Source organism: Actinacidiphila paucisporea, from assembly GCF_900142575.1.
Taxonomy (GTDB): domain Bacteria; phylum Actinomycetota; class Actinomycetes; order Streptomycetales; family Streptomycetaceae; genus Actinacidiphila; species Actinacidiphila paucisporea.
In genome coordinates, this window is the sequence record NZ_FRBI01000017.1 from 59912 (window position 1) to 86511 (window position 26600).

20 protein-coding genes are annotated in these 26600 nt (G+C 75.0%); 9 read left to right on the top strand and 11 right to left on the bottom strand.

Features of this window, described 5'->3' with window-relative positions; all coding sequences use genetic code 11:
* The first annotated feature begins 29 nt into the window (after positions 1-29).
* The 3 genes from BUE44_RS23405 (at position 30) to BUE44_RS39335 (ending at position 3803) form a co-directional block, all read left to right on the top strand.
* Positions 30-896, top strand: a complete 867-nt coding sequence (locus BUE44_RS23405; protein ID WP_073500955.1) for a PhzF family phenazine biosynthesis protein — start codon at positions 30-32, stop codon at positions 894-896.
* Positions 893-1555, top strand: a complete 663-nt coding sequence (gene phzG, locus BUE44_RS23410) for a phenazine biosynthesis FMN-dependent oxidase PhzG (protein WP_322940560.1) — start codon at positions 893-895, stop codon at positions 1553-1555. The genes BUE44_RS23405 and phzG overlap by 4 nt, the downstream gene beginning before the upstream one ends.
* A gap of 367 nt (positions 1556-1922) precedes the next feature.
* Positions 1923-3803, top strand: a complete 1881-nt coding sequence (locus BUE44_RS39335) for a hypothetical protein (RefSeq protein WP_073500957.1) — start codon at positions 1923-1925, stop codon at positions 3801-3803.
* A 78-nt stretch (positions 3804-3881) separates the two neighbouring features.
* Here the strand turns inward: BUE44_RS39335 and BUE44_RS23420 are convergent, their stop codons facing one another.
* From BUE44_RS23420 to BUE44_RS23445, 6 genes are all read right to left on the bottom strand, one after another.
* Positions 3882-4574 carry a DUF6215 domain-containing protein gene (locus tag BUE44_RS23420; RefSeq protein WP_073500958.1) on the bottom strand — a complete coding sequence of 231 codons (693 nt, stop codon included), beginning with the start codon at positions 4572-4574 and terminating at the stop codon, positions 3882-3884.
* 93 nt (positions 4575-4667) lie between these two features.
* Positions 4668-5927, bottom strand: a complete 1260-nt coding sequence (locus BUE44_RS23425; RefSeq protein WP_073500959.1) for a beta-ketoacyl-[acyl-carrier-protein] synthase family protein — start codon at positions 5925-5927, stop codon at positions 4668-4670.
* Positions 5924-6208, bottom strand: coding sequence for an acyl carrier protein (locus BUE44_RS23430; RefSeq protein ID WP_073500960.1), 285 nt, complete (start codon positions 6206-6208; stop codon positions 5924-5926). The genes BUE44_RS23425 and BUE44_RS23430 overlap by 4 nt, the downstream gene beginning before the upstream one ends.
* Positions 6205-8751: an aminotransferase class III-fold pyridoxal phosphate-dependent enzyme gene (locus tag BUE44_RS23435; RefSeq protein WP_073500961.1), complete on the bottom strand. Its 2547-nt coding sequence runs from the start codon at positions 8749-8751 to the stop codon at positions 6205-6207. Before BUE44_RS23435 ends, BUE44_RS23430 begins: the two co-directional genes overlap by 4 nt.
* Positions 8748-11210: a hypothetical protein gene (locus BUE44_RS23440; protein ID WP_073500962.1), complete on the bottom strand. Its 2463-nt coding sequence runs from the start codon at positions 11208-11210 to the stop codon at positions 8748-8750. Before BUE44_RS23440 ends, BUE44_RS23435 begins: the two co-directional genes overlap by 4 nt.
* 201 nt (positions 11211-11411) lie before the next feature.
* Positions 11412-13664, bottom strand: coding sequence for an MMPL family transporter (locus tag BUE44_RS23445; protein WP_079190002.1), 2253 nt, complete (start codon positions 13662-13664; stop codon positions 11412-11414).
* Between the two features lie 652 nt (positions 13665-14316).
* Here BUE44_RS23445 and sigK point away from each other — a divergent pair.
* Positions 14317-14904, top strand: a complete 588-nt coding sequence (sigK, locus tag BUE44_RS23450; RefSeq protein ID WP_073500963.1) for an ECF RNA polymerase sigma factor SigK — start codon at positions 14317-14319, stop codon at positions 14902-14904.
* A complete protein-coding gene (locus BUE44_RS23455) occupies positions 14901-15650 on the top strand; it encodes an anti-sigma factor (RefSeq protein ID WP_073500964.1) in 750 nt (249 codons plus the stop codon). Before sigK ends, BUE44_RS23455 begins: the two co-directional genes overlap by 4 nt.
* Positions 15651-15729: 79 nt before the next feature.
* Here BUE44_RS23455 and BUE44_RS23460 read toward each other — a convergent pair whose 3' ends face one another.
* A complete protein-coding gene (locus BUE44_RS23460) occupies positions 15730-17700 on the bottom strand; it encodes a potassium transporter Kup (protein WP_073500965.1) in 1971 nt (656 codons plus the stop codon).
* A 172-nt stretch (positions 17701-17872) separates the two neighbouring features.
* On the bottom strand, positions 17873-18337 hold the full coding sequence (locus BUE44_RS23465) for an NUDIX domain-containing protein (protein ID WP_073500966.1): 465 nt from the start codon (positions 18335-18337) through the stop codon (positions 17873-17875).
* A 117-nt stretch (positions 18338-18454) separates the two neighbouring features.
* Between BUE44_RS23465 and BUE44_RS23470 the strand changes: the two genes are divergently transcribed.
* Positions 18455-19297 (top strand): helix-turn-helix domain-containing protein, encoded by an 843-nt coding sequence (locus tag BUE44_RS23470; protein ID WP_073500967.1) that lies wholly within the window; start codon positions 18455-18457, stop codon positions 19295-19297.
* On the opposite strand, the gene BUE44_RS23475 is transcribed toward BUE44_RS23470, so the two are convergent.
* Positions 19226-20473 (bottom strand): MFS transporter, encoded by a 1248-nt coding sequence (locus tag BUE44_RS23475; protein WP_079190004.1) that lies wholly within the window; start codon positions 20471-20473, stop codon positions 19226-19228. The genes BUE44_RS23470 and BUE44_RS23475 overlap by 72 nt on opposite strands.
* Positions 20474-21134: 661 nt before the next feature.
* Entirely contained in the window at positions 21135-22106 is a 972-nt protein-coding gene (locus BUE44_RS23480) for a MerR family transcriptional regulator (RefSeq protein WP_073500968.1), read from the bottom strand.
* A gap of 139 nt (positions 22107-22245) precedes the next feature.
* Here BUE44_RS23480 and BUE44_RS23485 point away from each other — a divergent pair, with 139 nt between their 5' ends.
* Positions 22246-23775 (top strand): alpha/beta hydrolase, encoded by a 1530-nt coding sequence (locus BUE44_RS23485; protein WP_073500969.1) that lies wholly within the window; start codon positions 22246-22248, stop codon positions 23773-23775.
* A gap of 105 nt (positions 23776-23880) precedes the next feature.
* Positions 23881-25047 carry a hypothetical protein gene (locus BUE44_RS23490; protein WP_143172560.1) on the top strand — a complete coding sequence of 389 codons (1167 nt, stop codon included), beginning with the start codon at positions 23881-23883 and terminating at the stop codon, positions 25045-25047.
* A 76-nt stretch (positions 25048-25123) separates the two neighbouring features.
* On the opposite strand, the gene BUE44_RS23495 is transcribed toward BUE44_RS23490, so the two are convergent.
* Complete coding sequence (locus BUE44_RS23495) at positions 25124-26143, bottom strand: aldo/keto reductase (protein ID WP_073500971.1); 1020 nt, start codon at positions 26141-26143, stop codon at positions 25124-25126.
* Positions 26144-26332: 189 nt separating this feature from the next.
* On the opposite strand from BUE44_RS23495, the gene BUE44_RS23500 reads away from it, so the two are divergent.
* On the top strand, positions 26333-26530 hold the full coding sequence (locus tag BUE44_RS23500; RefSeq protein ID WP_073500972.1) for a hypothetical protein: 198 nt from the start codon (positions 26333-26335) through the stop codon (positions 26528-26530).
* Positions 26531-26600: the final 70 nt, after the last annotated feature.

The following is a 26600-nucleotide window of genomic DNA, read 5'->3' on the forward strand; positions in this document are numbered from 1 at the left end:
GGCCGTTTCCGAGACCCCACGGAGATCCCATGCACGAATACGCCGTCGTGGACGCCTTCGCCCGGGAACCGCTCACCGGGAACCCCGTCGCCGTCTTCTTCGACGCCGCCGACCTCACCGCCGGCCTGATGCAGCGGATCGCCAGGGAGATGAACCTGTCCGAGGTCACGTTCGTCCTGCCGCCCGAGCGCGGCGGGGACGCCCGTATCCGCATCTTCACCCCGGTCAACGAGCTGCCCTTCGCCGGCCACCCGATGCTCGGGACCGCCGTCGCGGTGGGCCGGGCGCTGCGCAAGGACCGGTTGCGGCTGGAGACCGCGATGGGCGTCGTCCCGTGCGAGGTGGACTTCGAGGCGGACTTCGAGGCGGACCCCCAGGCGCGCGGCGGGGGCGCCGCGGCGGTCCGGATGCGGCAGCCGGTGCCGACCTGGGAGCCGTACGAGCACGCCGCCGCGCTGCTGGCCGCGCTGGGCGTCGCGTCCTCCACCACCCCGGTGGAGATCTACCGCAACGGCCCGCGCCACGTCTTCGTCGGGCTGCCCGGCGTGGCCGAGCTGTCGGCGCTCGAACCCGACCACCGGGCGCTGGCCAGGTTCCCCGACATGGCCGCCAACTGCTTCGCCGGCGGCGGCACCCGGTGGCGTACCCGGATGTTCTCGCCGGCCTACGGCGTGGTCGAGGACGCCGCCACCGGCTCCGCGGCCGGGCCTCTGGCCATCCACGCGGCCCGGCACGGGCTCGCCGCCTACGGGCAGGAGCTGGAGATCGTCCAGGGCGTGGAGATGGGCCGCCCTTCGCGCATGCTGGCCACGGCCGACGGCTCGGCCGCCGGGGTGGACGAGGTCCGGGTCGGCGGGCACGGCGTCATCGTGGCCCGCGGCACCATCTACGTATGAGAGGTCGGCCACCGATGAGCGAGGGCAGCAGCAGGCTGGAAAGCCTCACCGGCGAGGTCGGCCTCGCCTTCCCGGAGTACGAGGCGCCGCCGCCGGAGCCGATGGGGCTCGTCATGGAGTGGATCGACCAGGCCACCGCGCGCGGCGTCCGGGAGCCGCTGGCCCTGGCGCTGGCCACCGCCGACGCGCGGGGACGCGTCTCCAACCGGATCGTCGCCGTCATCGAGGTGACCGGCCGCGGCCTGCTCTTCACCAGCCACAACACCAGCCGCAAGGGCCGCGACATGGCCGCCACCGGCTGGGCGTCGGGCGTCCTGTACTGGCGCGAGACAGGCCGGCAACTCGTCCTGTCGGGCCCGGTGGAGGAGTGCCCGCGGGCCGAGTCCGACGCGCTGTGGGCCGGCCGCCCGACCCCGCTGCACGCCATGTCCGCGGCCTCCCGCCAGAGCGATCCGCTGCCCGACGTGGCCGCGCTGCGCGGCGAGGCCGCCCGTCTGGCGGCCACCGGCACGCCCCTGCCCCGGCCGCCCCGCTACGTCGGCTACCGCCTGCGGCCCACCGCGGTCGAGTTCTGGTCGGCGGACCCGGACCGCCTGCACCGCAGGCTCCGCTACGACCGTGACGCCGACGGCTGGCACACCGCCCGCCTCCAGCCCTGACACCCCGTTCGGCGGCCGGGCGGTGAACCGCGGACGACCGCCGGAGGAGGGCGATCCGGCGGCCGGTGACGACCCGGGTACGCCGAAGAGTCAGGCCCGGCCGGTCCATTGAGCTGGGGTTCTCTGCGCCCTCCCGAGGAATCCGGCCACCGGCCGCACCGCCCGCCACCGCCCGGCTCACCGAACAGGTGTGCAGCTCGCGAAGCCCGGGATGCGGCGGGGCCGGCGGCGCGGCGTATACGGAGCCGGGGCCGGCGAGCTGTTCTCGGCCACCGGCCCCGCCGGGTGAAACATCGACGTAACGTCAGGGCCTGCTTACGATGCGCTGCACCCGTGGGCCCGTCTCGCGAAAAGCTGGAGTGCAGACATGTCTCCTGACAATCCCCCCGCAGAGCCGCACAGAAGATTCCGCCGCATCGTCGGCCTCGTCGCCGCCGTCGTCGCCGCCCTGGTGACGACCCTGCTGATACCGCCGGGCGCCACGGCGGACACCTCGACCCCCTCGGCGCTGTCGACGCAGGCCTGGCACACCGCCATCACGCAGCTCGCCACCCCGGCCAAGGGCTGCTACACCGCCTCCTACCCCACCCTGGCCTGGCAGAGCACCGGCTGCACCACCGCGCCGGACCGCCGCTACGAGCCGGCCGCCGGCGCGTACTTACCCGCCGTCCCGCCCGCGGCCGGGGCGGGGCCCTACGTGGTGGGCAACGGCATCGACTACTCGGCCGGGGTGTCCGGCCTGCTGACCGGGGCGACCGGTTCGTTCGCCACCGTCTCCGGCGTGACGGGCGAGACCGGCGGCGGCGTCGCCAACTCGTACTCCCTGCAGTTGAACAGCGCGCCCTTCACCAGCCCGGTCTGCGCCGGGCACGCCGGCTGCCAGGGCTGGGAGCAGTTCATCTTCGCCAACCCGGGCTCCGGCGGCAGCGCGGCCTTCATCCAGTTCTGGATCCTGAACTACTTCACCACCTGCCCGGCCGGCTGGTCGTCGTACCTCAGTGACTGCTACCGCAACGGCCCCGCCGTCGGGGTCGCCTCGCAGCCCATCACGAACCTCGCCGGCCTCAGCCTGTCGGGCAACGTCACCAGCACGACGGACACCGTCGTCATGACGACCGGCGGCGGCAGCGTCAGCGCCTCCACCGCCGACAGCACCCTGAGCCTGTCCGCGGCCTGGAACACCGTCGAGTTCATGATCGGCGGCAACGGCGGCGGCTCGCAGGCCACCTTCAACCCCGGTTCCACGATCACCGTGCAGACCGCCACCCACAACGGCACGACGAACGCGCCGACCTGCCTGACCGAGGGCTTCACCGGCGAGACCAACAACCTGAACCTGGTCAGCACGGCCGCCTACGCCCCGGGCGCCTCACCCTCCATCCGGAGCACCCAGAGCAACATCGCGACCACCCCGCCCTCCTGCGCCGCCGCCCACGGCATCGGCGACACGCACCTGGAGACCTTCGGCGGCACCTTCTACGACTTCCAGGCGGAAGGCACCTTCACGCTCGCCCGGTCCTCGGCCATGACCGTGCAGTCCCAGCAGGTCTCCGGCGCCTCGCTCGGCTGGCCGGGCGCGTCCGTCAACAGCGGCGTCGCGACGCAGATGGGCGCCGACACGGTCGCGGTCTGCGCCTCCCGCGGCCTCGTGGTCGACGGCACCGCCACCTCGCTCGCCTCCGGCGGGACGCTCAGCCTGCCCTCGGGCGACAGGGTCGTCAGGACCGGCAGCCAGTACCTGGTGACCAACCCGCAGGGCGACAGCATGGCGGCCACCCTGAACACCGGCTACGTGGACGTCCACGTCGGCCTCGGCACGTATCCGCAGCCGGTCACCGGCCTGCTGGCCAACGCGCCCGGGACCACCGACAAGCTCAGGACGAGCACCGGCACGGTCCTCGGCATTCCCGTGGACCTCAAGACCCTCTACACCGTCTACGGCGACAGCTGGCGCGTCCCGGACAGCCAGTCCCTGGTCGCGGTCTGCGGCGACAAGGCCCAGCCCGCCGACCCGACGGCGCCCTTCTGGGAAAACCAGCTGCCCAAGGCGCTGCACGACAAGGCGCAGGCGATCTGCCGGCAGGACGCGGTGAAGGACGCCACGCTGCTGGAAGCGTGCACGCTCGACGTCGCGGTGCTCGGCGAGGGCGCGGCGGCCGGCTTCATCGGCGAGCCGGTGCCCGCGAACGTCGCCTTCAGCGAGGACACCGCGGGCCCGCCCAACGGCGCGAACACCTGGCGGCCGTAGCGGTCGTCGGGTAGCGGGCGGGCCCGGAGCCGGGGCGGCTCCGGGCCCGCCCGGCCGGACCGGGGTGGAATCCCGCCGTCACACGCCGGGATTCCACCCCGGGACGGTGGGCAGCACCGCCTCGGCGACGTGGAGCAGGACGTCGTCCTGCGGGACGCCGCCGTCCATGCGCCACACGGCGACGTCGAAGGAGCCGCCGGTGTCCTTCGCGTCCCGGGCCACGGAGAGCATGAAGGCCTGGTGGCCGGGGAGGTTCCCGCCGCCGGTCCCGCCGCCGCCGATCGTCAGGTCGACGCTGATGGTGCGGTCCGCGTAGGAGATCGCGGGGCGGCCGAGGACCGTGCGCCTGCGTGCGGTGCCGCCGAGGAGGGTCGCGGCGTCGGCCACCGGGAGACGGTTGTAGGTGGCCGTCAGGCTCACGGCGTAGGTGTCGAACACGACCTGGGCCGAGGGGCCGAAGAGCTTCGAGCCGCCCCCGCCGCTGGTGCCGGTGGACTTCGCGACCTCCCCCGGCGTCCCCAGCAGCGCGGCGAGGTCGCGCCGGTTCAGCAGCTCGCACAGCCGCGCCCGGGAGACCTCCGCGGACGCCGTCTGATCGGGCTCGGCCGTCGAGCACACGGCGGCCGGCGGTGCGCTGTCCTTCGCCGCCGACGTATTCGCCCTCTCGACGGTCCACAGGCCCACCCCGAGGCCCCCGACGAGGACCACGGCCGTGATGACCTGCCCCCACGTGCCCGCGCCCTTTTCCGGCGTGCCGACGCCGTCTGCCATGTCCCCACCCCGGTCTTCCCCCGATACGTGCCCGGGGGAACGTAACCCCGTGATCATCGGGCGCACAAGCGGGGTGGCCGGGCGCCCCCTCGGTCAGGCGCCCGCCGCGGTGAAGGCGAGCACCACGTTGTGGCCGCCGAAGGCGAAGGAGTTGGAGAGCACCGCGGTCAGCGGCAGTTCGCGGGGGTCGGCGCCGACGACGTCGAGGCCGATGCCCGGGTCGGGGTCGTCCAGGTTCACGGTGGGCGGCACCACCTGGTGGACCAGCGCCTGGACGCCGGCCACCGCCTCGATCGCGCCGGACGCGCCGAGCGCGTGCCCGGTCATCGACTTGGTGGCCGACACGGGCACCGCGGCCGCCGCCGGCCCCAGGGCGCCGTGCAGCCCCAGGGCCTCGGCGGCGTCGTTGTACGCGGTGCCGGTGCCGTGCGCGTTGACGTACGAGACCTCGTCCGGCGCGAGGCGGGCCGAACGCAGCGCGCGGGTGACGGCCTGCCGCGCCCCGGCGCCCTCGGGGTGCGGGGCGGTGATGTGGTGGGCGTCGCAGGAGCGCCCGTAACCGCGCAGCTCGGCCAGCACCGTGGCGCCGCGCCGGGCGGCGTGCTCGGCCGACTCCAGGACGAGGACGGCGGCGCCCTCGGCGAGGACGAAGCCGTCCCGGTCGGCGGCGAAGGGCCGGCTCGCCAGCTCGGGTGCGTCGTTGCGGCGGGACAGCGCCCCCATCCGGGCGAAGCCGGCGACGGTGAGCGGGTTGACCGCCGCTTCCGTACCCCCGGCCAGGACGACGTCCGCCTCGCCGCACACGATCATCTGGAAGGCGGCGACCAGCGCCTCCGCGCCGGAGGCGCACGCGGTGACCACCGAGCTGCACGGGCCGGTCAGTCCCAGGTCGACGGCGATGGTGGCGGCCGGCGCGTTGCCCATCGCCATCGGGATGAAGCGCGCCCCGAGCCGCCCCGGTCCGGACTCGACGAGGGTGCGGGTGGCGGACTCCCAGGTCTCCAGGCCGCCGGCGCCGGTGCCGATGACCACCCCGCACCGGCTCGGCTCCTCCCGCTCCAGGTCGAGACCGCTGTCGGCCAGCGCCAGGGTGGCGGCCGCGCGGGCCAGGTGGGTGCAGCGGTCGGCGGCCAGCGTCTCGCGGCGGCCGGGCGCCAGCGCGGCGGGCAGGTCCACCTGGCCGGCGATCCGCGAGGACAGGCCGGAGGCGTCGAAACGGGTGAGGGGGCCGATCCCGCTGACGCCCTTGATCTGCGCCTGGTGGAATTCCGCCGCGCCGATCCCGATGGAGGTCACCGGGCCCAGACCGGTGACCACGACCGCGGGCGAGCCGTCGCTCCTGGTCCCGTTCACGCCCGGACCTCCTCGCGGCCGGCGCCGCGTTCCAGCAGGAAGGCGACGACGTCGCCGATGGTGGCCAGTGAGGACAGGGTGTCGTCGGGGGAGTCCAGCGGCTCGCCCAGCTCGTCCTCGACGACGGTGAGCAGTTCCACCATGTCGAGCGAGTCCATCCCGAGGTCCTCCCGGAACCTGGCGTCGGGCACGACCTCCTCGGGGAGCAGGCCGAGGCGGTCCACGAGTACGTCGGCGATCCGGTGCCGCAGCAGGTCCGCGGCGGTGGCGTCGGTTGTCACAGGTCTTCTCCTGACGGGCGGGTGGTGGTCCGGGCCGGGGCCCGGCGCGCTTCGAGGCCCGCGTGCAGGCCCAGGTCGCGGCATACGGCGTCGGCGGCGGCGACGAACCGGTCGGCCTCGCCGCGGTCCAGCACCAGCGGGGGCTGGATGCGCAGCACCCGGCCGTGGTTGGCGGTGACGAAGGTGAGGATGCGGTGGTCGCGGCCGAGGGCGTGCGCGAAGCGCAGGCACATCAGGTCGCCGAGCGTGGCCTCCAGGGCGCCGCCGGCGTTCCTGATCGCGTCGCGCACGTCGTCGGGCATCCAGTCGGCGAGCGCGTGCAGATCGCCCGGCAGCCTGGTGAGCAGCTCGTCGGCCAGCGCGCGGGCGGCGCCGGAGAAGTCGCCGTCGAATTCGATCGCGTTCATCAGGCCGATCCCGCGCACGTCGCGGATGAAGTCGTAGCGGCCGGCCAGTTCGCTGAGCCCCGCGCGCAGGTGGGCACCCAACTCGGCGGCGCGGGCGGGGAGTTTCTCCGCCTCCAGCGCGTCCAGGGTGGCCAGCCCGGCCGCCGCGGCGAAGTTGCCGCCGCCGAAGGTGGACGAGTGCAGCATCGCCCGGTTGCTGCTGCCGTACGCGGCGTCCCACAGGTCCGCGCGCGACAGCGTGGCGGCGATCGGCACCATGCCGCCGGACAGCGACTTGGCCACGCACAGCACGTCCGGCTCCAGCCCGTCGTGCTCGGCGGCGAACATCGCGCCGGTGCGGCCGAGCCCGGTCTGGATCTCGTCCAGCACGAACGCCGCCCCGGCCCGCCGGCACAGCTCCTGCGCCGCCTTCAGGTAGCCCGGCGGCGGCAGGACCACACCGCCCTCGCCCTGCACCGGCTCCACGATGAAGGCGGCGGCCCCGTCGATGACCGCGGCCAGCGCGACGATGTCGCCGTAGGGGACCGCGACGCACTCGGGCAGCAGCGGGCCGAAGGGGGCGCGGTGCGTGTCGCGGCCGGTGACCGACAGGGCCCCGAGCGTCTTGCCGTGGTCGCTGTCGTGCGTGTGGACGAGCCGCTGCCGGCCGGTGCCGGCGCGGGCCAGTTTGAGCGCCGCCTCCACCGCCTCGGCGCCGGAGTTGCTGAAGAAGACCCGGTCCAGGCCCGGCGGGGCGAGTGCCGAGAGGCGCTCGGCGAGTTCGGCGGCCTGGGCGGGCAGGGACACGTACTGCACGAAGGCGGGCGCCGCGTCGTCCATGAAGCCGCGCAGCGCCCGGGTCACCGCCGGGTGGTTGTGGCCGAGGTTGAGACACCCGTAGCCGGCCACGAAGTCGAGGTAGGGGACGCCGTCCGCGGTGGTCAGGGTGCAGCCGCGCGCCTCGGTGAAGACCCGGTCCATGTCGTGGGCGGCGAAGAGCTTCGCCATCGGCGGGTTGACGTGGGCGCGGAAGCGCCACCTGGTGGCGGCGGTGACGTCCGCGGCGCTCGCCCGCCTGGTGCGGGACGCGGGGTGGTGCACCGCCAGCCGGGCGATGTCGCCGTCGGCGAGCGGCCGTCCGAAGGCGGCCAGCGGCGAGGGGCGGAAGCCGTGCCGGCCGGCGAGTTCGCCGATCTCGCGGACCGTGCCGACATCGAGGTCCCGGCCCAGCGAGCAGGACGCGGCCCGCCCCTCGAGGGCCAGCACCACGGTCTCGGCGAGGCAGCCGTTGAGCTGCTGGCTCGGGCCCGGCAGCGAGCCGTCGCCGAAGGCGACCTCGTCCGTGGCGGTGACCAGGCCGCCGTCGATGACCAGCACGTCGTGCCCGGCCCGCGGCGCGGTGGGCACGTCGCGCGGCAGCGCCACGTCGACCACGATCGACCCCGGGTGCAGCCGGGCGGTGTCCACGACCGCGCCGGTGGAAGAGGCCGTCACGTACAGCCGCGGCCCGTCGTAGCAGGCGCCGATGTCGTCGTGCAGCGCCACCCTGTCGCGCTGCGCCGGTTCGAGGTGCCGCAGCAGCGCCGCCGGGGAGCGGTTGCCGCGGCGGGCCACCAGGTCCAGCGGGAAGCCGTCGGCGAGCAGCAGCCGGGTCATCGCCAGGCCGATGGAGCCCGGATAGCCGACCACCACGATCCGGGTGCTGTCCACCGGCAGTTCCAGCAGCCGCACGCAGGTGCGCACCGCGTGGTGGGCCGCGTAGGTGGTCAGCGAATTGCCGCTGGTGACGGGGGTGCCGGTCCGCTCGGCCGTCCACAGGCCGCGGTCCCCGACGATGGAGGTGGCACCCCCGAGGCCGACGATGTCCGCGCCGGCCTCGCGCAACGCCAGGACCTCGGCGGCGACCACCTCCTTGGCGGTGCCGGGCAGCCGCAGCAACTCCGCCGCCGTGTACGGCAGGTACCGCACGTCGCCGGTGCAGCGCGCCCCGGTCGCCGAGGTCACCGACGACAGCAGCGGCAGCCGCAGGTGGTGCCGCGGCGCGTCCTCCCGTACGGTGCCGCGCTGGTCCTCCAGCAGCCGGCTGACCAGGTCCATCCCGCGGACCTGGTTGCGGTGGCCCGAACTGGTCGGGTGGGCCAGGAATCCGAATTTCACCGTGTGCTCCTACGTGCTGCCGGGCGGGGTGTGCCGCCCATGGCGAGGGCCAGATCGGAGAGGTGGTCGCGCTGCCAGCCGAGGGAGGACAGCAGGCTCAGGCCGTCGCCCTCGTTGTTGTGCGCGAGCAGGACCGAGTAGAGGTTGACCGTCGCCGGGCGGGTGAGCTGGTCGCGCAGCGCGTCGGGGTCGACGCCGGTGAGGCGGCGGCGGCTGACCGTCACCGGGCCGAAGGACTGCTCCCGCTCGTCGTCGAGCAGGTGCAGGATCCGGGTCTGGCGGGCGGCGGCGGCGCCCGACCGGCCCTCGCGGTAGGTGCGGATGACGGAGTGACCGCCGTCGATCAGCCGGAAGACGCTGACATTGCGGGCCGGCCGGCGGCCGTCCAGGCAGATGTGCTCGACCAGGGTGGGCACCATGTCGGGGACCAGTGCGGCGGCGCCGTCCCCGACGAAGGCGAGCACGTTGCCCTCGCGGGTCAGCGCCAGCGCGGGCACCGCCGACAGGGCGTCGCCCATCAGGGCCCTGCCGTACCAGCCGGAGAAGCCGGGGCCGGTACGGGGCAGGTTGCGGATCGCGGACAGGCCGCCGCGGCCCACGTCGTAGACACCGGTGTAGGTGTAGCCGTGCCGGGTGATCAGGTCGTCGAGGACGGCCGCGAGGCGGTGGAAGAAGTAGTTGGCGCTCATCGGCGCCACCGGCAGCAGGTGCACCACGTCTGACGGGCTGTCGGCGGTGCGCGCGAGGGCGGCGCGCCGCTCGGCCCGCAGCCGCTCCGGCACCGCCAGCCGGCGCCGCACCTCGCGCAGGAAGTCGGCGCCCTCCGCGTGCACGGGGTGGTCGGCGAAGGGGGCCAGGTGCCCGGCCTCCCGGGTGACCTGCACGATGCGCAGCATCCGGTTCAGCGTGCGGGCCGCGAAGGGCGTGGCGGCCTCGGCGATCCGGCTGTTGAGGAAGAAGAGGGCCTGCCGGTCGCGGCCGCGCAGCCGGCCGCCCTCGTGCAGGTAGTCGTGGACGCGGGCGGAGTAGCCGTACATGCCCAGCGTGCCCAGGTACTCCTCGACGCGCCGGCCCTCGTGGTGGCCGGCGACCGTGCCGGGCCGGGTGAGGGAGTCGGCCAGGGCGACGCCGGCCGCGGCGGCGATCTCGTGGACGAGGCCGCGCTGCTCCGCGTCGACGGCGCCGCACTGCCACAGCACGTGCGCCGGACCGTTGTTGATGATGTCCATGACGGGCGCGAGCGCGTCCTCGGTGACCGCTGCCCGCGGCCTGACGGCGGCCGGCCGCGGCGGCGGCGCGGCGCCGGCCGGCACCCGCAGCACCTCGGGGGTGGCCAGCAGCACCACCGGGCCGCGGTCCTGCCCGTACGCCTCGAAGGCCGCGGCCAGGTCCTGGTCCAGCCGGCCCGGGTCGTCCAGGTAGAAGTACGGCAGCCGGCGGGCCCGCAGCACCTCGCGGGAGTCCTCGGCGGCGTGCACGGTGCCCTGGAAGGGATACCAGGCGCCGGCCGGGGAGTCGGCGCAGACGATGAAGCCGCGGGCCCTGGCCTCCCTGAGGTTGGCCAGGGTGCCGCGGAATTCGTCCACCATGCCGCTGGTCGCCACGATCAGCGCGGGCGCGCCGTCCACCTGCCAGCGGGCCAGCGCCCCGCAGGCCAGGCTGTGCTCGCTGGGGCCGCGCAGCACCGGGTTGCCGGGCCCGGCGACGATCTCCTCCAGGTCGCCGATCAGCCCGCTGACGGCGGAGCCGGTGTAGTAGTGCAGCCCCCAGGCGGCGCCGGCCTCGCCGTTCAGGAAACCGGCGAGCGCGGCGGCGAGCGCGCAGGTGGCGGCCCGGGAGGCGGCGCGCAGCGCGGCGGCGCTCTGCCTCAGCTGGAGGGCGTCGGTCAGGCAGCACACGATGTCGCCGGCCAGCACCCAGTCCTGCTCGGGCAGCAGGCGGTGGGTGAAGGGGGAGGCCACGTGCACGGTGTCCGGCACGGCCGCCTCGTAGACCACCACGGAGCAGCCGGACGGCCCGGAGCCCGCCGCGCCCTCCGGGCCGGTGCCCAACTGGTCAAGGGCCGCCTGAAGTTCGCGGTCCAGCGGAGCCGCGCCGACACCGGCCGCGGCCGCGTCGATCAGCAGCAGCGCCGGCGCCTGCGGGCCGCCCGGTCCTGCGGCCCGCCGCTGGAGGGTGTGGCCGAGGCCGGTGAGGGAGTCGGCCTTCACCAGCCGGAATCCGGCGTCGGGCAGCACCGCGTCCAGGAAGCGCCGGGACCGGTCGAGCACCTGCCCGTAGGCCGGCGCGTCGAGTGCCCGCGCGGCCTGCCCGGGGTCGTCCTCGTCCAGGAGCCGGCCGGAGTCCCTGACCAGGTCGCGCAGCGCCGTCGTGACGGTCCGGTGGAACGACGCCCGCTTGCCCACCGCCGCGACCAGGAACGGTGCGGGCCGGCCCTCCGCGTCCTCTTGCGTGCTCAAGACGGGCTCCTCGCGCGCGTGTTCTGTCCGCTCAACGACAGCCCGACTCGGCTGTCCACGGGCAGTATGTTCCGCGCGGACTGCAGAGGTTCTGCACGTCTTCTGCACGATCGGTGCAGCCTGCCCCGGCCTGCCCCGACCCGTCCGGACCTGCGCGGCCGGGCGGCGCGAAGGGGGGCCCGCCCGGCCGCGCGGCCGGGGTCAGGAGTCGGTCAGCCCGACCTTGCGGTGCAGCCGCCGGAGCGGGCCGGGCGCCCACCAGTTGTGCCGCCCGAGCAGCCGCATCAGCGCCGGCACCAGCAGGCCGCGTACGAGCGTGGCGTCCACCACCACCGCCAGCGCGAGACCGGCGCCCAGCAGCTTCAAAATGCTCAACTGCGAGGTGGCGAGCGCGCCGAGCACGGTCGCGACGACCAGGGCGGCGGCGGTGATCAGCCGGCCGGTGCGTTCGAGGCCGACGGCGACCGCACGGGTGGTGTCGCCGGTGGCCAGGTACTCCTCCCGGATCCGGGACAGCAGGAAGACGCTGTAGTCCATGGACAGGCCGAAGGCGACGCAGAACATCAGTATCGGCACCGTCACTTCGAGCCGCCCGGTGCTCACGAAGTCGCCGACGAGCCACTTGAGACGGCCGTCCTGGAAGACGTAGACCATCGCGCCGAAGGACGCGGTCAGGCTCAGCATGTTCAGCGCCAGCTGCTTGACCGGGATGACCACGCTGCCGGAGAAGAGGAAGAGCAGCACCAGCATGCTCGCGGCGATCACACCGCCCGCCCACGGGAGCCGGTCGGCCAGCACGTCCTTGGTGTCCACCTGGGTGGCCGCGGCGCCGCCCACCAGCACCGGGCCGGGAGCGGGCGCGGACACCGCCCGCACGTCGCGCGCGTGCCGCTCGCCGGCCGCCGAGGACGGGTCGACGTCGGAGAGCACCGACAGCCAGGTGCCCTTGCCCCGCGGGGCGAGGTAGCCGGCGGCCGCGCCGGCCACCCGGCGGCCGGCGGTGAAGCCGCCGGCGGCGCAGTCCACCCGCACGGTGTGCGGAACCAGGGACAGCCGCCGCGCGTAGGCGGCCAGCGAGCCGCGCTGTGCGGCGGCGTCCAGGTCGGGCAGCACCACCACGTCGGGTGACGTCTGCGCCTCGCGGAACTGGTCGCGCACCACGTTCGCGGCGACCTGCGCGTCGCTGTGCCGGGGCAGCACGCGGTCGTCCATCAGCGCGAACCTGGCCTGCAGGAAGGGCAGCGCCAGGGCCACCAGGACCACCGCCACCACACCGCCGACGGCCACCGGACGGCGCATCACCACCATCGCGGTGCGGTGCCACACGCCCTGCTCGGGACCCCGCGCGCCGGGGAGCCGGCGGCGGATCGGCGCGAAGACGTCCCACCGGTCGATGCGGTGGCCGATGACGGCCAGCATCGGCGGCAGCACGACGAGGGCGGCCATCGCGGCGAGGAGCACGACCAGCACTCCCGCGTAGGCGAGCGACCGCAGGAAATACAGGGGGAAGACCAGCAGCGCCGCCATCGACAGCGCCACCGTCAGCGCCGAGAACAGCACGGTACGCCCGGCGGTCCGCAGCGCGGCCGCGATCGCCTCCGTCACGTCGCGGCCCGCGGCCAGCTCCTCGCGGTAGCGGCTGATGAGGAACAGGCTGTAGTCGACGGCGAGTCCGAAGCCGAGCGCGGTGGTGATGTTGAGCGCGAAGACGGACACCGACGTGACCTGGGCGAGCCCGGCCAGCATCGCGTACGTGGCGAGGACGGCGGCGAGCCCGACCAGCACCGGCAGCAGCGCTGCCGGCAGCGAGCCGAAGGCGGCCAGCAGGATCAGCAGCGTGAGCGGCGCCGCCAGCACCTCGGCCCGGGTGAGGTCCTTGGAACTCTGGTCCTCCGCCTCGGAGTTGACCTGCGAGAGCCCGGTGATCCCGACGTCCAGCGGCCCGTGCCTGCCCCCCAGCACGGGCGCCAGGTCGTGGGCCCGGTGGTAGGCGGCGTCCTCGTTCCCGGCCAGCTTGACCAGGACCAGCGCCGTACGGCCGTCCCGGGAGCGCAGCGTGGGGTCCCCGGTGGACCAGTACGACCGGGCGTAGACGACCCCCCGGGTGCGGCCGGCCTGTTCGGTGAGCGCCAGCCCGGCCTGCCTCGCCGCGGTCTGCGAGACACCGCCGGGGGCGCCGGCGACCAGGATCAGGTCGGGGGCGCCGGCGTGGAAGCGCTGCGCCAGCAGCCGGTCCGCGGCCACCGACTCGGCCGACTGCGGGGTGTACCCGCCGCTCGACAGCATCCCCTCGACCCCGCCGCCCGCGACGGCCGCCACGACCGCGACCAGCCCGACGAGCAGCAGCGTGAGCCGCCGCCGCGCGACCAGTAGGCGGGCCAGCCGGGCCAGCCGCCCGGTGGCGGGCGCGACCCGACTGCCCGTCTCGGGCGGGACCTGAGCGGTTGCGGACATGGGGGGATCCTCCCGTGAGGCCTGTCGTAGGGGCTGCCGCCGCTCGCGCCACGCCACGCGACGCCGCCGTCCGTGCGACGCCGGCGGCGCCCGGACCGCCCGTGCGGTCGGCACCGCGCCCGTCACAACCCCGTTGCCGCCCCGATTGTGGCCCAGCCCCCGGGCACGACACCACGTCCGCCCCGCGCGCCGCACCCGCACCGGGCCCGCCACCAGCGAGGCAGCGCCGCCAGGGCGCACCGCAGTTGACCGCCGGCACGGTCGGGCGGGCCCCGGAACGCCGAACCGGGGGTGGTCACGGAACGGGCCCCGAGCGGGCGGCGGGGGTGCTCGCGGGGTGCCGAACGGGTGAACCGGCGAGCGGGCGGCGGGCTGTCCGCGGGCGGGCGGGGCGGGTCCCCGGCGGGTCCGGCGCGGGTCGGCGGGCGCGGACCGCCGGCCGATCGGCCGCCGGACCAATCCGCGGGGCGCCGTGCGCCGAATGCCGGGTGTGAGCGAAGAGCGGCGCGGCCGTCCGGGCGGCGGGCACGGCCCGGCGGGCCACGCCGTACGGTGCTCAGGGCCCCCGCGCGCGGGATCCTGGGCGCGGCGGTGACGCGGCCGGCGGCGGGCCCGGCCACCGTTGCGAGCGACTGCCCGTCAGGAGGTGTCCATGCGCGTCGCAGCACGCGACGACCAGCTTCCGGAGCCCCGTTCCGGGGCGCTGGAGGCGTTGCTCGACCGGGTTTCCCGGGGCGACCAGAAGGCGTTCGAGCGGCTCTACGCCGCCGTCGCGGGTTCCGTGGTCGGTCTGGCGCGGCGGGTGCTGCGCGACCCGGCGCAGTCCGAGGAGGTCGCGCAGGAGGTCATGATCGAGGTGTGGCGCTGCGCGGCGCGGTTCGACGCGCGGCAGGGCAGCGCCATGGCCTGGATCATGACGATGACGCACCGCCGCGCGGTGGACCGGGTCCGTTCCGCGCAGGCGTCCGCCGACCGCGACCACCGCGCCGGGCTGCGCGAGCACACCCCGGCCTTCGACGAGGTCAGCGAGCAGGTCGAGCGCCGTCTGGAACGCGAGCAGGTGCGGCGCTGCCTGGCGCAGCTGACCGACCTCCAGCACGAGTCGGTGACCCTGGCCTACTATCGCGGTTTCACCTACCAGGAGACCGCGGACCTGCTCGGCGTGGCCCTGGGCACGGCCAAGACACGGCTGCGGGACGGGCTGATCCGGCTCCGCGACTGCATGGGGGTGGGCGCGTGACGGGCGGCGACCTGCACACGCTGACCGGCGCCTACGCCGTCGGGGCGGTCACCGGGCCCGAGGCGGAGAGCTTCCGCGGCCACCTGCGGGAGTGCGAGGCGTGCGCGCAGGAGGTCCGCGAACTGCGTGAGACCGCGGCCCGGTTGGCCATGGCGGTGGCCGAGCAGCCGCCCGCCGGGCTGCGCGAGCGGGTCATGTCGGCCATCCCCGAGGTGCGGCAGCTGCCTCCCGGGGTCCTCGACCCGGTCCTCCCCGCCCCCTGGCGGCGCGGTTGGCGGCAGCGGCTGCCCTTGCTCGTCGCCGCCGCGTGCCTGGCCGGCGCCGTCGCCGCCGCCGGTGTGGCCGTCGACGCCCGGCACGAGGCCGGCGCCGAGCGGGCCCGTACGGCGGGCGTCGAGCGGCAGGCGGCCGCGGTCAGCGCCCTGTTCGCCGTGCCCGACGCCACCTTCCGCACCGCTGCCCTCACGACCGGCGGCACCGCGACGGTGGTGGCCTCGGCCCGGCTGCGGCAGGCTGCCGTCCTCTACCACGGCCTGCCCGCGCTGCCCGGTTCGCGGGTGTACGAGCTGTGGTACCGCCGCGCCGGCGCCATGGTGCCCGCCGGGCTCCTCGACCGGGGCAGCGCCGCCGGCTCCGCGCTGCTGGACGGAGCGCCGGCCGGCGCCGACGGCGTCGGCATCACCGCTGAGCCACGCGGCGGCTCGGCGTCCCCGACCGGCGCCCCCCTGGTGCTGCTGCCGCTCTGAGCGGCCGGCTCCACCCGGTGCACGGGGAGGCCGGTCCGTCGTGCGGCCGCCGGCACGGCCCGGGGCGGCCGCCGGCCCGTCAGACCTCGATGTCCGAGCCCAGGATGACGGTGCGGTCGCGCGGCAGCCCGAAGTGCCCGGCGGCGTCGGCCGTGATGTAGGACGTGGCGATGAACAGGCGCTTGCGCCACGGCCGCAAGGTGGTCGCCTTCCCCCGGCGCAGCTCGATCTTCGACAGGAAGTAGGACGCCCCCTCGATTGCCAGCGGCCCCTCGGTCAACGTCGGGTCGCAGGCCGCCAGCGCGCCGGGCACGTCGGGCGTCTCCATGTAGCCGTAGCGGGCGGTCACGTGGATGATCCCGTCGTCGGCGTAGCCGAGGTCGTCGATGAGGACCCGCTCGGCGGGCGGCACGCGGGGCACCGGCGTGGTCTCGATGGACAGGATGACCACATGCCGGTGCCGTACGTGGTTGTGCTCCACGTTGGCCCGCATGGCCAGCGGCGTGGTGTGCTTGTCGCGGTTGAGGAAGACGGCCGTGCCCGGGACCTGGAGCACCGTCCGGTCGTGCTGCAGCCCGTCGACGAACTCGCGCAGCGAGCCCTCGCGCCGGGACCGCTCCGCGGTGACCATCGCGCGCCCCCGGTGCCAGGTGGACATGACAGTGAAGGCGGTGAGCCCGATCAGCAGCGGCAGCCACGCGCCGTGGACGAGCTTGGTCAGGTTGGCGGCCACGAACAGCAGGTCGAACGCGAGCAGTGCGGTCGCTCCGCAGACCACCAGCCACAGCGGCGTCCCGAAGCGCGTCCGCGCGACGTAGAAGAACAGCAGCGTGGTGATGGAGATGGTGCCGGTGACCGCCGTCCCGTAGGCGAAGGCCAGCGACGTGGAGCTGCGGAAGGCGAAGATCAGGGTGAGGACCGAGACCATCAGCAGCCAGTTGATGAAGGGCACGTAGATCTGGCCGAAGGTGGACTCGGAGGTGTGCGCGATACGCAGCCTCGGCAGGTAGCCCAGCTGGGCGGCCTGCGAGGCCACCGAGAAGGCGCCGGTGATCACCGCCTGGGAGGCGATCACCGTGGCCGCCGTGGCCAGGAAGACCACCACCAGCCTGCCCCAGCCCGGCACGAGCAGGAAGAACGGGCTGCTGACGTTGTGCGTGTCGGCCAGGATCAGGGCGCCCTGGCCGAAGTAGCTCAGGACCAGGGCCGGGAAGACCAGGAAGGCCCACGCGCGGGTGATCGGCCAGCGGCCGAAGTGCCCCATGTCGGCGTAGAGCGCCTCGGCGCCCGTGACGGCCAGCACGACCGCGGCCAGCGAGAAGAAGGCCGTACCGAAATGGCCGAACAGGAAGCCGGCGGCATAGGTGGGCGACACGGCCCGCAGGATGCTCGGGTGGTCGGCGATACCGCCGATGCCGCAGGCGGCGATCACCGTGAACCAGAGGATCATCACCGGCCCGAACACCCGGCCCACCGCGGCGGTCCCCCTGCGCTGGAACAGGAAGAGCACCACGATGATCGCCGCCGTGACGGGCACGACGGCGTCGCCCAGCGACGGCTCGACGACCTTGAGCCCCTCGACCGCGGACAGCACCGAGATGGCCGGGGTGATCATGCTGTCGCCGAAGAACAGCGACGCGCCGAAGACCCCCAGCCCCGCCAGCGCGACGGCCGCCCGCCGGCCCCGCTTGGCCTTCCCCTGCCGCAGCAGGGTGATCAGGGCCATGATGCCGCCCTCGCCGTCGTTGTCGGCGCGCATCGCCAGCAGAACGTAGGTGACCGAAACGATGATCGTGATCGACCAGAAGACGAGCGACACGACCCCGTAGACGTTGCGCTGCGAGATCGGGACGGGGTGCGGGTCGTCGGGGTTGAACACGGTCTGCAACGTGTAGAGCGGGCTGGTCCCGAGGTCGCCGAAGACCACGCCGAGCGCGCCGACCACCAGGGCCAGCCGCGCCGTCTCCCGCGCGCCCCCGGCCGCCACCCGGCCCCCGGGCGTTGGGTCCTGGCTCTCGCCGGACGCACCTTCCTGCCGACGATCGGCCATGACAGTCCTCTCCGCGCGGTCTTCGTCGCCCGGTCAGCGCACTCTCCGGACGATATCCCGTTACCCGCGTCCCCCCTCGGCACGCGTCCGGCCCGGGGCGTCGCGGATGCCGCGGATGCCGCGGGCGCCGTGGGTGGCGCGGCCCTCGTCCCGGGCCGGGCCCGTCACCGCGTCAGATCCGCGCCGCCAGGCGGTCGAGGAAGGCCGCCTGTGCCGCGACGACGGCGCCGCGCGCCGCGTCGAGCGAGAACCACGCCACCCGGTCCAGCTCGGGGAATTCGGCCGTCCGTCCCGAGCCGCGCGGCCACTCCGTCGTGAAGGTGCCCGGCACCACGTCCGCCGGATCGAGGTCGCCCTCCACCGCCCACACCGTCACGTGCTTGCCGCCCGACTGCACCACCTCGCCGAGCGGCAGCGGCGTACCCTCCGGCGCGGGCAGCCCCAACTCCTCGCGGAATTCCCGGCGTGCCGCGTCCCAGGGCTCCTCGCCGCCCTCGTACTCGCCCTTCGGCACCGTCCACGCCCCGGCGTCCCTGCGCGCCCAGAACGGCCCGCCCATATGGCCGAGCAGCACCTCCACCCCCGAGGCGCCACGGCGGAAGAGGAGCAGGCCCGCGCTGCGCTTGATGTCAGCCATGAGGCCAGTCTCGCGGCGGGAACCCCGAGGGCGCGAGCATCCGCGGGCCGGCGCGCGCCGTGGCCGTCCCGCGCCTGGCCGCGGAATAGCGCGCGCGGCCCGAGCGCTTGCCGGTGCATGGAGCTGGCGGAAGGCACGGCCGCGCCCGGCAGTGGTGCGGGCGGGGTGCCGACGTGGGACATGGTGGAAGTGACGGTCCTTCGGCTCGGGCCCGGGGAGGGACTGGACGGGGTGTGCGGCGCGATCTGGGCGCTGGTCCTGGACGGTGACGCGCGGCTGGAGAGCGCGGCGGGCGCCGAGGAGCTGCACGCGGGGGACGCCTTCCAGGTGGACGCCACGAGCACCTACCGGCTCGTCGCGGTGACCCGGGCCGAGGTCGCGGTGGGCACGCTGCGCGCTGTCCCGCCGCTGCCGGGCCCGCTGGTGGCGCGGGACTTCGCGCAGAGCAACAAGGGCCTCGTCGAGCTGGTCCGGATGTGCCCGCTGGACCCGCGCCGCAGCCGGCCGCTCTTCGCCGCCAGCTACGGCGGGCTGATCCAGGCCGCGATGGCGGATGCCGTCGACCAGGCCGGGCGGCGGGACGCCGACCCGCGGCTGGCCGCGCTGGTGTCGGTGCTCGACGCGCACCCGGGGCGCCCCTGGACGGTGGAGAGCATGGCCCGCGTCGCGCACCTGTCCCGCTCCTCGCTGGGCGAGCGCTTCCGCCGCGAGTTCGGCCGCAGCCCCGCGCAGATGCTGCGGGACGTACGCATGCGGCACGCCCGCGAACTCCTCACCGGGACCGACCGGCCCGTCGAGCGGATCGCCTTCGCCGTCGGATACGGCTCCGCGGCGGCCTTCAGCCGGGCCTTCTCCGCCCACCACGGCAGTTCCCCGCAGGCGTGGCGCTCACGCCCTGCGGCCGCTCAGCACCCCGAAGCCGACGCTTCCCGCCAGCGCGGCGCCGGTTCCGACCAGTAGCGCCGCCCGGACCCCGCCGCTGTCGACCACCGCCCCGCCGATCGCCGACCCTGCCGTAATGGCCACCTGGAAGGCCGTCACCTGCAACGACAGGGCCGACTCCGCGCGTTCCGGCTCGGCGCGGGTCACCCACAACTGGGTCGCGACCGGCACCATGTTGAAGCCGAAGCCCCAGACCACGATCGCCGCGGTCGCGGCGGGAAGCCCCGAGGTCGTCGCCAGCACCAGCAGGCTCGCGCCCAGCAGGGTGGGTGCGGCGACCACGGCGACCCCGAGGCGGCGGGACAGCGCGCCCGCCGCGAGGTTGCCCGCGAGGCCGCCCACACCCCAGCCGAGCAGCAGCCAGACCGTACTGCCCGAGGTGACCCGCTCGATCGCGAGCCGGATGTACGGATAGGCGGCGAAGTTGCCGCAGGCCACCAGCGCGATGCAGCCCACCCCGGCCATCAGCCGGCGGTTGGCCAGGGCCCGCCGGAGCATGCCGAGCCCCGATCCCGGCTGGGCAGGCACCGGCGGCACGGTCGTCGCCACCGCGAGCAGCGCCAGCGCGCTCAACCCGGCGGCGGCCCAGAAGACCGGCCGCCAGCCCACCGCGTCACCGAGGACCGAGGAGAGCGGCACGCCGACGATGGTGGCCGCGCTCACGCCCAGCGCCAGGCTCGTGGACACGACATGGTCCCGCCCCGGCGCCGCGTGCGTGCCCGCCCCGAACGCGAACGACCAGAAGCCGGCGATGGCGACGCCCAGCAGCAGCCGGGCCGCGAGCAGCAGCGGGAAGTTCGGCGTCACAGCCACCGCCGCGTTGGACACGACGGCCGCGGCGAGCAGGCCGACGAGCACCGCCCTGCGGTCCGTACGCGGCAGCAGCACGGCGATCGTGGGAGCGGTCACCGCGCCCGCGATCGCCGTCGCCGCGACGGCGAGCCCCGCGGTCCCCTCACTCACCCCGACGTCCGACGCCATGGCCGGCAGCACGCTCGCCGGCAGGAACTCGCTGGCCACCAGGGCCGCGATCCCCAGGGTGAGCGCGGCGACGGGCGCCCACGGGGCCGCCGCGGAGGCACCGTCCTTCGCGGACGGGTCGTCCTGCGCGGACGGGTCGCCGCCGGTGCCGGTGCCGGTGCCGCCGGGCGCCGTCGCGGACTCCGGACTGGTCACATAGCCCTCAGAGGTCATGCGCCCAGTCTCGTGCGCGCGGTCAGCGCCGGATTGATCCTCCGGCCACTCTCCTTGATACCGACGCCGGACCGACGCCGGACCGGACCGACGCCGGACCGGACCGACGCCGGACCGGACCGACGCCGGACCGGACCGGACCGACGCCGGACCGGACCGGCGGACCGGCGGACCGGCCCGGCCCACCGGGTCCGCTCGATCCGCGGCGACCGCGGTGGTCGCGTCGAGCGCACAACGCGCAAGACCCGGCGGGCAAGAGTGGCGAGGAGTGCCAGGTCGCCGTCATGGGCAGGAGGTCAGGGCCCCCGTCGCCGTGCGGGATACCGCCGATACGCGCCGGGCGTCAGTCGGGCAGCGGCCCGGCTGATCCACGGCGGGGTCGGGCAGGCTACCCCTTGCCGCGGTACTTCGGGCCGCCCATCAGGACCACGAAAGTAGCGACGCAGATGCCGATCACCAGCAGCGAGTAGCCGATCGTCTCCAGTGCTCTCATCCTCGGGTCCTCTCCTGGGGCGCGGCTTGCTGCAAGGGTCACCGCGCGGCCGCTCAGGCCCTGCCCCCTCACCGTCTCACGGGTCCGGGCGGTCGGCAGGTCGCGCCTCACCTGCCGGAACGCGGGTCTCGCGGACTGGACGGCGCCGCGGACCCGCACCCCGGGTGGTCAGCGGCCGTCGCGGGGCCGGTGCCCGGCGAGCGCGGTGGTGAGCCAGGCGTGGGCGGCTCCGGGGGTGGGGTGGGCCGGGCCGGTGACGCGGGCGACGAGGTCCCAGTAGTGGTCGATGCGGGGGTCCGCCGCCAGTACGGAGCCGAGGCCGCGGCGGAAGGCGGTCGTGTCGGGGACCCGCTGGGAGGTCGCGTACGCCGCGACGAAGCAGTCGAGTGCCTCGCCCGCGTGCGGGGGGCGTCCGGCGCGCAGGTGGGGCGCCGCCAGCTCGTAGGCCTCTTCCAGGCCCTGGTAGAGCACGGCGGGCCGGTGCCCCGTGTCGGCGCCGTGCGCCGCGGGCTGGCCGCTGCCGGTGCGGCCCGTGCAGTCGGCGGAGACGAAGGCGTGCAGCCGGGCGAAAGCGAGTGCCTGCTCGGGTGTCGGGTCGTCGGGGGGCTGCGGTACGGCCAGCTCGATGACGCGCGCGGCGACCCGCTGCGGCATCCGCGGGGGCAGCCAGCGCCGCCAGAACCGCGCCATCGCGGCGGTGCTGGGCGGCGCCGCGGTCGCGCACACCGCACCGAGCAGCCGCAGGCGCTCGGCCCGCTCTCCGGGACCGCAGTCGTGCAGCAGCCGCAGCGCCGTCTCCTGCCAGCGCAGCGCGGCCAGTCGGGCACCGACCTCGCGCAGCCGCCCCGCGACCGCGTCCTCCAGCGCGCCGCCGGCCGGTAGCGCGTCGAGTACGCCGCCGCCGGCGTCCCCGTCCTCCCGCAGGACGCGCGCGATCTCGGGCACGCCGAGTCCGAGCGCCCGCAGCGACCGGATGGTGCGCAGCCGCTCCAGCGCCCCGGGGCCGTACCTGCGATGCCCGCCGGTGCTGCGGTACGCCTCGGGCAGCAGGCCGCGGTCGGAGTAGAACCGCACGGTCTTGACGCTGACGCCGCCGCGTCCGGCCAGCTCGCCGATGCTCCACAGGTCGTCGGGTGGCATGGCTTGAACCTCCCTCAGGGGGAGTTCCTACGGTACCGGCGGACCGGGCGGCGGACCGCCGTCCGGCCGTGCGTGCGCCGACCGCGCGTACGAGGTCACGAGGCGTGCGAGGCGTACGGAAGCGTGGGAGGAGACGGCGATGGCGGCTGATACGGCGTTCGTCCTGGTGCCGGGACTGCACACCGGCGGATGGATCTGGCAGGACGTGGCAGGCAGGCTGCGGGAGGCGGGCGCGGAGGCGTCCTGCCTGACGCTGACCGGCATGAGCGGGCGCGGCGAGCGGGAAGAGGGGACGGGCGCGGGTCTGGAGACGCACATCGCGGACGTGCTGCGGGCGGTGGAGGAGGCGAACGCCCGCGAGGTGGTGCTGGTCGGCCACTGCTACGGCGTCCACCCGGTGGTCGGCGCGGCGGACCGGCTGCCGGACCGGGTCGCGCGGATCGTCCTGGTCGACACCCCGATGCCGCAGGACGGGGACCCGCCGGCGGCGCTCGTACCCGAACAGGCCCTGCGGGAGCAGGTGTTGCGGGGGGCTGAAGGCGGCTTCGCAGCGGGGACCTTGGCACCGCCGTCGGAGGAGGGGTGGCGCGAGCGCGGCAGCTTCGAGGGGCTCGGCCCGGCCGCGGCGGAACGGCTGGTCCGCCAGGCCGTGCCGCAGCCGTGGGCGACGCTGGCGCAGCCGTTGCGGCTGAGCGGCTCCGCCGGTGCAACGGGCACGGTGCCGGTGACCGGCGTGCTGTGCGCAGCGAACGGGTCGAGCCTCGCCATGGTCGAGAGGGCGCTCGCGCTCGGCGACCCCCGGCTCGGCTATCTCGCCGCCCCGCACCTGAGCTACCTGGAGATGGCCACCGGGCACTGGCCGATGCTGTCGGAGCCCGACGCGACGGCCCTGATCCTGCTGCGCGCCGCGGCGGGCGAGGGGACCGCCGCACGCGGGCCCTCCGCGGCCGAACGGCCCGCGCACCTGGGGCCGTTCCTGATCGACGCGCCGGAGCGCCCGCGCGAGCGGTCGGGCCGGGTGGACCTCCACCTGCCGGACGGCGACGGCCCGTGCCCGGCGGTGGTGTTCGTGCACGGCGGACCCGTACCGGAAGGGGCACGGCCCACACCGCGCGACTGGCCGGCACTGGTCGGCTACGCCCGCCTGGTGGCGGACCTCGGCGCGGTCGGCGTCACGGTGGACCACCGGCTGCACGGACTCGCCGACTTCGAGCGGGCGGCGCGGGACGTACAGGACGCGGTCACGCTGGTGCGGGCGCATCCGCGGGTCGACGCGGAGCGGGTGGCGTTGTGGTTCCTGTCCGCGGGCGGGCTGATCGCGGCGGACTGGCTCGCCGCGCCCCCGCCGTGGCTGCGGTGCCTCGCCTTGACGTATCCCCTGCTGGCGCCGCTGCCCGGGTGGGGAGCGGGGCCGCGGTTCCGCCCCGCGCGGGCGGTGCGCACCGCGGGGCGGCTTCCGGTCGTGCTGACCCGGGTGGGGCGCGAGCGCCCTGAATTCGCCGCGACCGTCGAGGACTTCCTGGTGGCCGCGCAGGCCGCGCGGGTCGGCGTCCAGGTCGTCGACGTGCCGTCGGCGGAGCACGGCTTCGAGACGCTGGACCACTCGGAGGAGGCCCGGCAGGCGGTCGGCCTCGCGACCCGCGCCGTTCTCTCGCACCTGTGCGCGTAGGGAAGGTGCACCTGCGCACGTGGGGAAGTCGCGGTCCCCGGCGGACGGGTGTAACGCCTCCGGGGTCTCGCCGCGTCGATGAGGTGGGAGGAGGACCGCTCCTCCGTGAAGGGAGAACCCGACGTGTCGTTCCAACGCAGGGCCGCGCAGGCCCTCGCCGTCACGGGAGCCGTCACGCTGGCCGTGAGCGGCCCGGCCGTGGCAGCGGCGGCGGACAGCAGTACGTGGGCGGAGACGTCCACCGGCGCGGTCTCGGTGATGAGCGTGGCGCAGCCGACGCCGTCGGTCACCTGGGCCGCCGGCGCGAAGGTCGTGACGCCCGACGACGGGACCGTCGCGTTCACCCCCACCCTCTACGAGCGCGACCTCGGGAAGGGCGGGACCTGGCGGCAGCTGCCGCTCGCCGGCGCGGACGCGTGGAACAGCAGGATCAACGACATCGCCACGAATCCCGACGGTTCGGCCTTCTTCGTCGGGGACCAGGGGGCGGGCGACCAGGGCGTCCTGGTCGGACGCTACGCCGCGGGCTCGTGGAAGCTGACGGCCGACAGGACGCTGCCCGCCGGCACGGTCAGCGGCAGCCTGCTGTCGGTGAGTTCCGTCTCCGGGCAGGACGCCTGGGCGGTGGGCCAGGGCTACACGCGGGACACCTTCGCCCAGGTCCCCGTCGTCCAGCACTGGGACGGCCGGCAGTGGCGGTCCGTACGGATCCCGGGGTCGGACGACTGGGGCCTCTACCAGGTCGACGAGGTCGCACCGGACGACGTCTGGGTGGCCGGCACGGACTACGCGACCGGCCAGTCCCTCGCCGTGCACTGGGACGGACAGCGGTGGAAGCGGACGGCGACCCCCGCCTTCCCCGACTCCTCGGTCCTCTTCGACATCGCCGCGCGTACGCCGTCCGACGTGTGGGCGGTGGGATGGTCCCGCGACACCGACAAGCAGCGTCCCGCGGGGCTGGCTCTCCATTGGAACGGCACCTCGTGGGCCCAAGTGCCGCTGCCCGCAGGCACCTTCGCCCTGCAGGCGCTGACCCTTCGCCCGCGCGGTGGTCTCGCCGTGGTCGGCGGCAACGACGACGCGGCGGTCGGCCTGGCCTGGAGCCCCGCTGCGGGCTGGAGCTCCCTCGGCCTGCCGGAGAACGACCCGCAACTGCCGCTGGGCGTCTCCTCGGTGGTCTCCTCGGGTGCCCATCTCACCGTCGGGGCCTGGCACTACGTGTCGAGCGACGGGGGCGACTCCTTCGCCTCGGGCGCCGTCCTGACCCGCTGACGCCGTACGGGCCCGGCCACGGGGGGCGGGCCCGTACGGGGTGGTCAGGGAGCCACCAGCTCGGGAGGCAGCGAGGTCAGGGCCTTCCGTCGAGCCTCGCGGACGCCTCGCCGAAGACCCAGGGGCTGGTCTGGGCGATGAAGTCGGTGGGGAAGCCCGCGGTGAAGTCCACCGCCGCGTCCAGGCGTTCGACCGCGTCCGCGGGGAGGGTGACGTCGACGGCACCGAGGTTGTCCTTGAGCTGTGCCACGCTGCGGGCGCCGATGATCGGGTGGACGGCGCGGGAGCGGGCGCGGGTCCAGGCGAGCGCCACCTGCGACGCGGTGACCCCCAGCTCCCCGGCGACCTCCTGGACGGCCCGTGCCGCGGCCAGGTCGCGCTCGCCGAGCGACTCGGGGGCGACGCGGGTGGGCCCGTCCGGGCCACCGGGCCGGGTGAACTTGCCGGAGAGGACCCCGCCGGCCAGCGGTCCCCAGGTGGCCACGCTCATCCCGAAGGCCTCGGCCATCGGCAGCAGTTCGCGCTCGATGTCGCGGTTGAGCAGGTTGTAGGGGACCTGCAGACCCGCGAACGGGGTCCAATCACGCCATTGCGCCAAGGTGTTGGCACGCGAGACGACCCACGCCGGGGTGTCCGATATGCCCACGTAGAGGATCTTCCCGCCGCGTACGGCGTCGTCCAGCGCCCGCATGGTCTCCTCCACCGGGGTGTGCCTGTCCCACAGATGCACCCAGTAGAGGTCGATGTAGTCGGTGCGGAGCCGTCGCAGGCTCGTCTCCAGGGACAGGGCGAGGTTCTTGCGGTGGTTGCCCGCGGCGTTCGGGTCGCCCCCGTCCCGGGAGACGGTGTATTTCGTGGCCAGGACGAAGCGGTCGCGGCGCCCTTCGAGCAGCTCGCCGAGGATGGTCTCGCTCTCCCCGCCCCGGTAGTTGATCGCCGTGTCGACCACGTTGCCGCCGGCGTCCGCGTACGTGTCGAGCATGCGGCGGCACTCCTGCGGCGGGGCGCCGACGCCCCCCTGCTCGCCGAAGGTCATCGCGCCCAGGAACAACTCCGAGACACGCAGCCCGGTCTGGCCCAGCAGCCGGTAACGCACAGTCGATCTCCCCCTTGACTCCGCCACATCGCGGTCGGGCCGACGCCGCGTCCGCTACGGCTCCGATCGTCGTTCCCTGAGCGGGCCCCTGTCCAAGAACCTCCGTGATAGCCAACGGCTATGGGCCCCGGATGCGATCTCGTCCGTCGTCTTCGGCTTCATTTCCCGCTCAGCGGTCAGGAGGTCACCATGACGCACTTCAGGATGACCACACAGAGCACCAGCCCGTGGGGCGCCGACGCGTCTGTCGGCCACCCGCACAAGCACGCACGAGAGGGGCGCCCCAGCCACCACGCTGCCGGATCCCTGTCCTTGGGGCGCATCGTCCTGCTGTCGGCGGCGGTTCTGATCGTCATCGCCGCCGCGCTCGTCGTCGGGCTCGGCTGAGGACCTGGCACCGCCCGGGCGGATGGCTTGAAGTGGTGCCGCGTGCCCGCTTGAACCCGTGGCTTCCCCA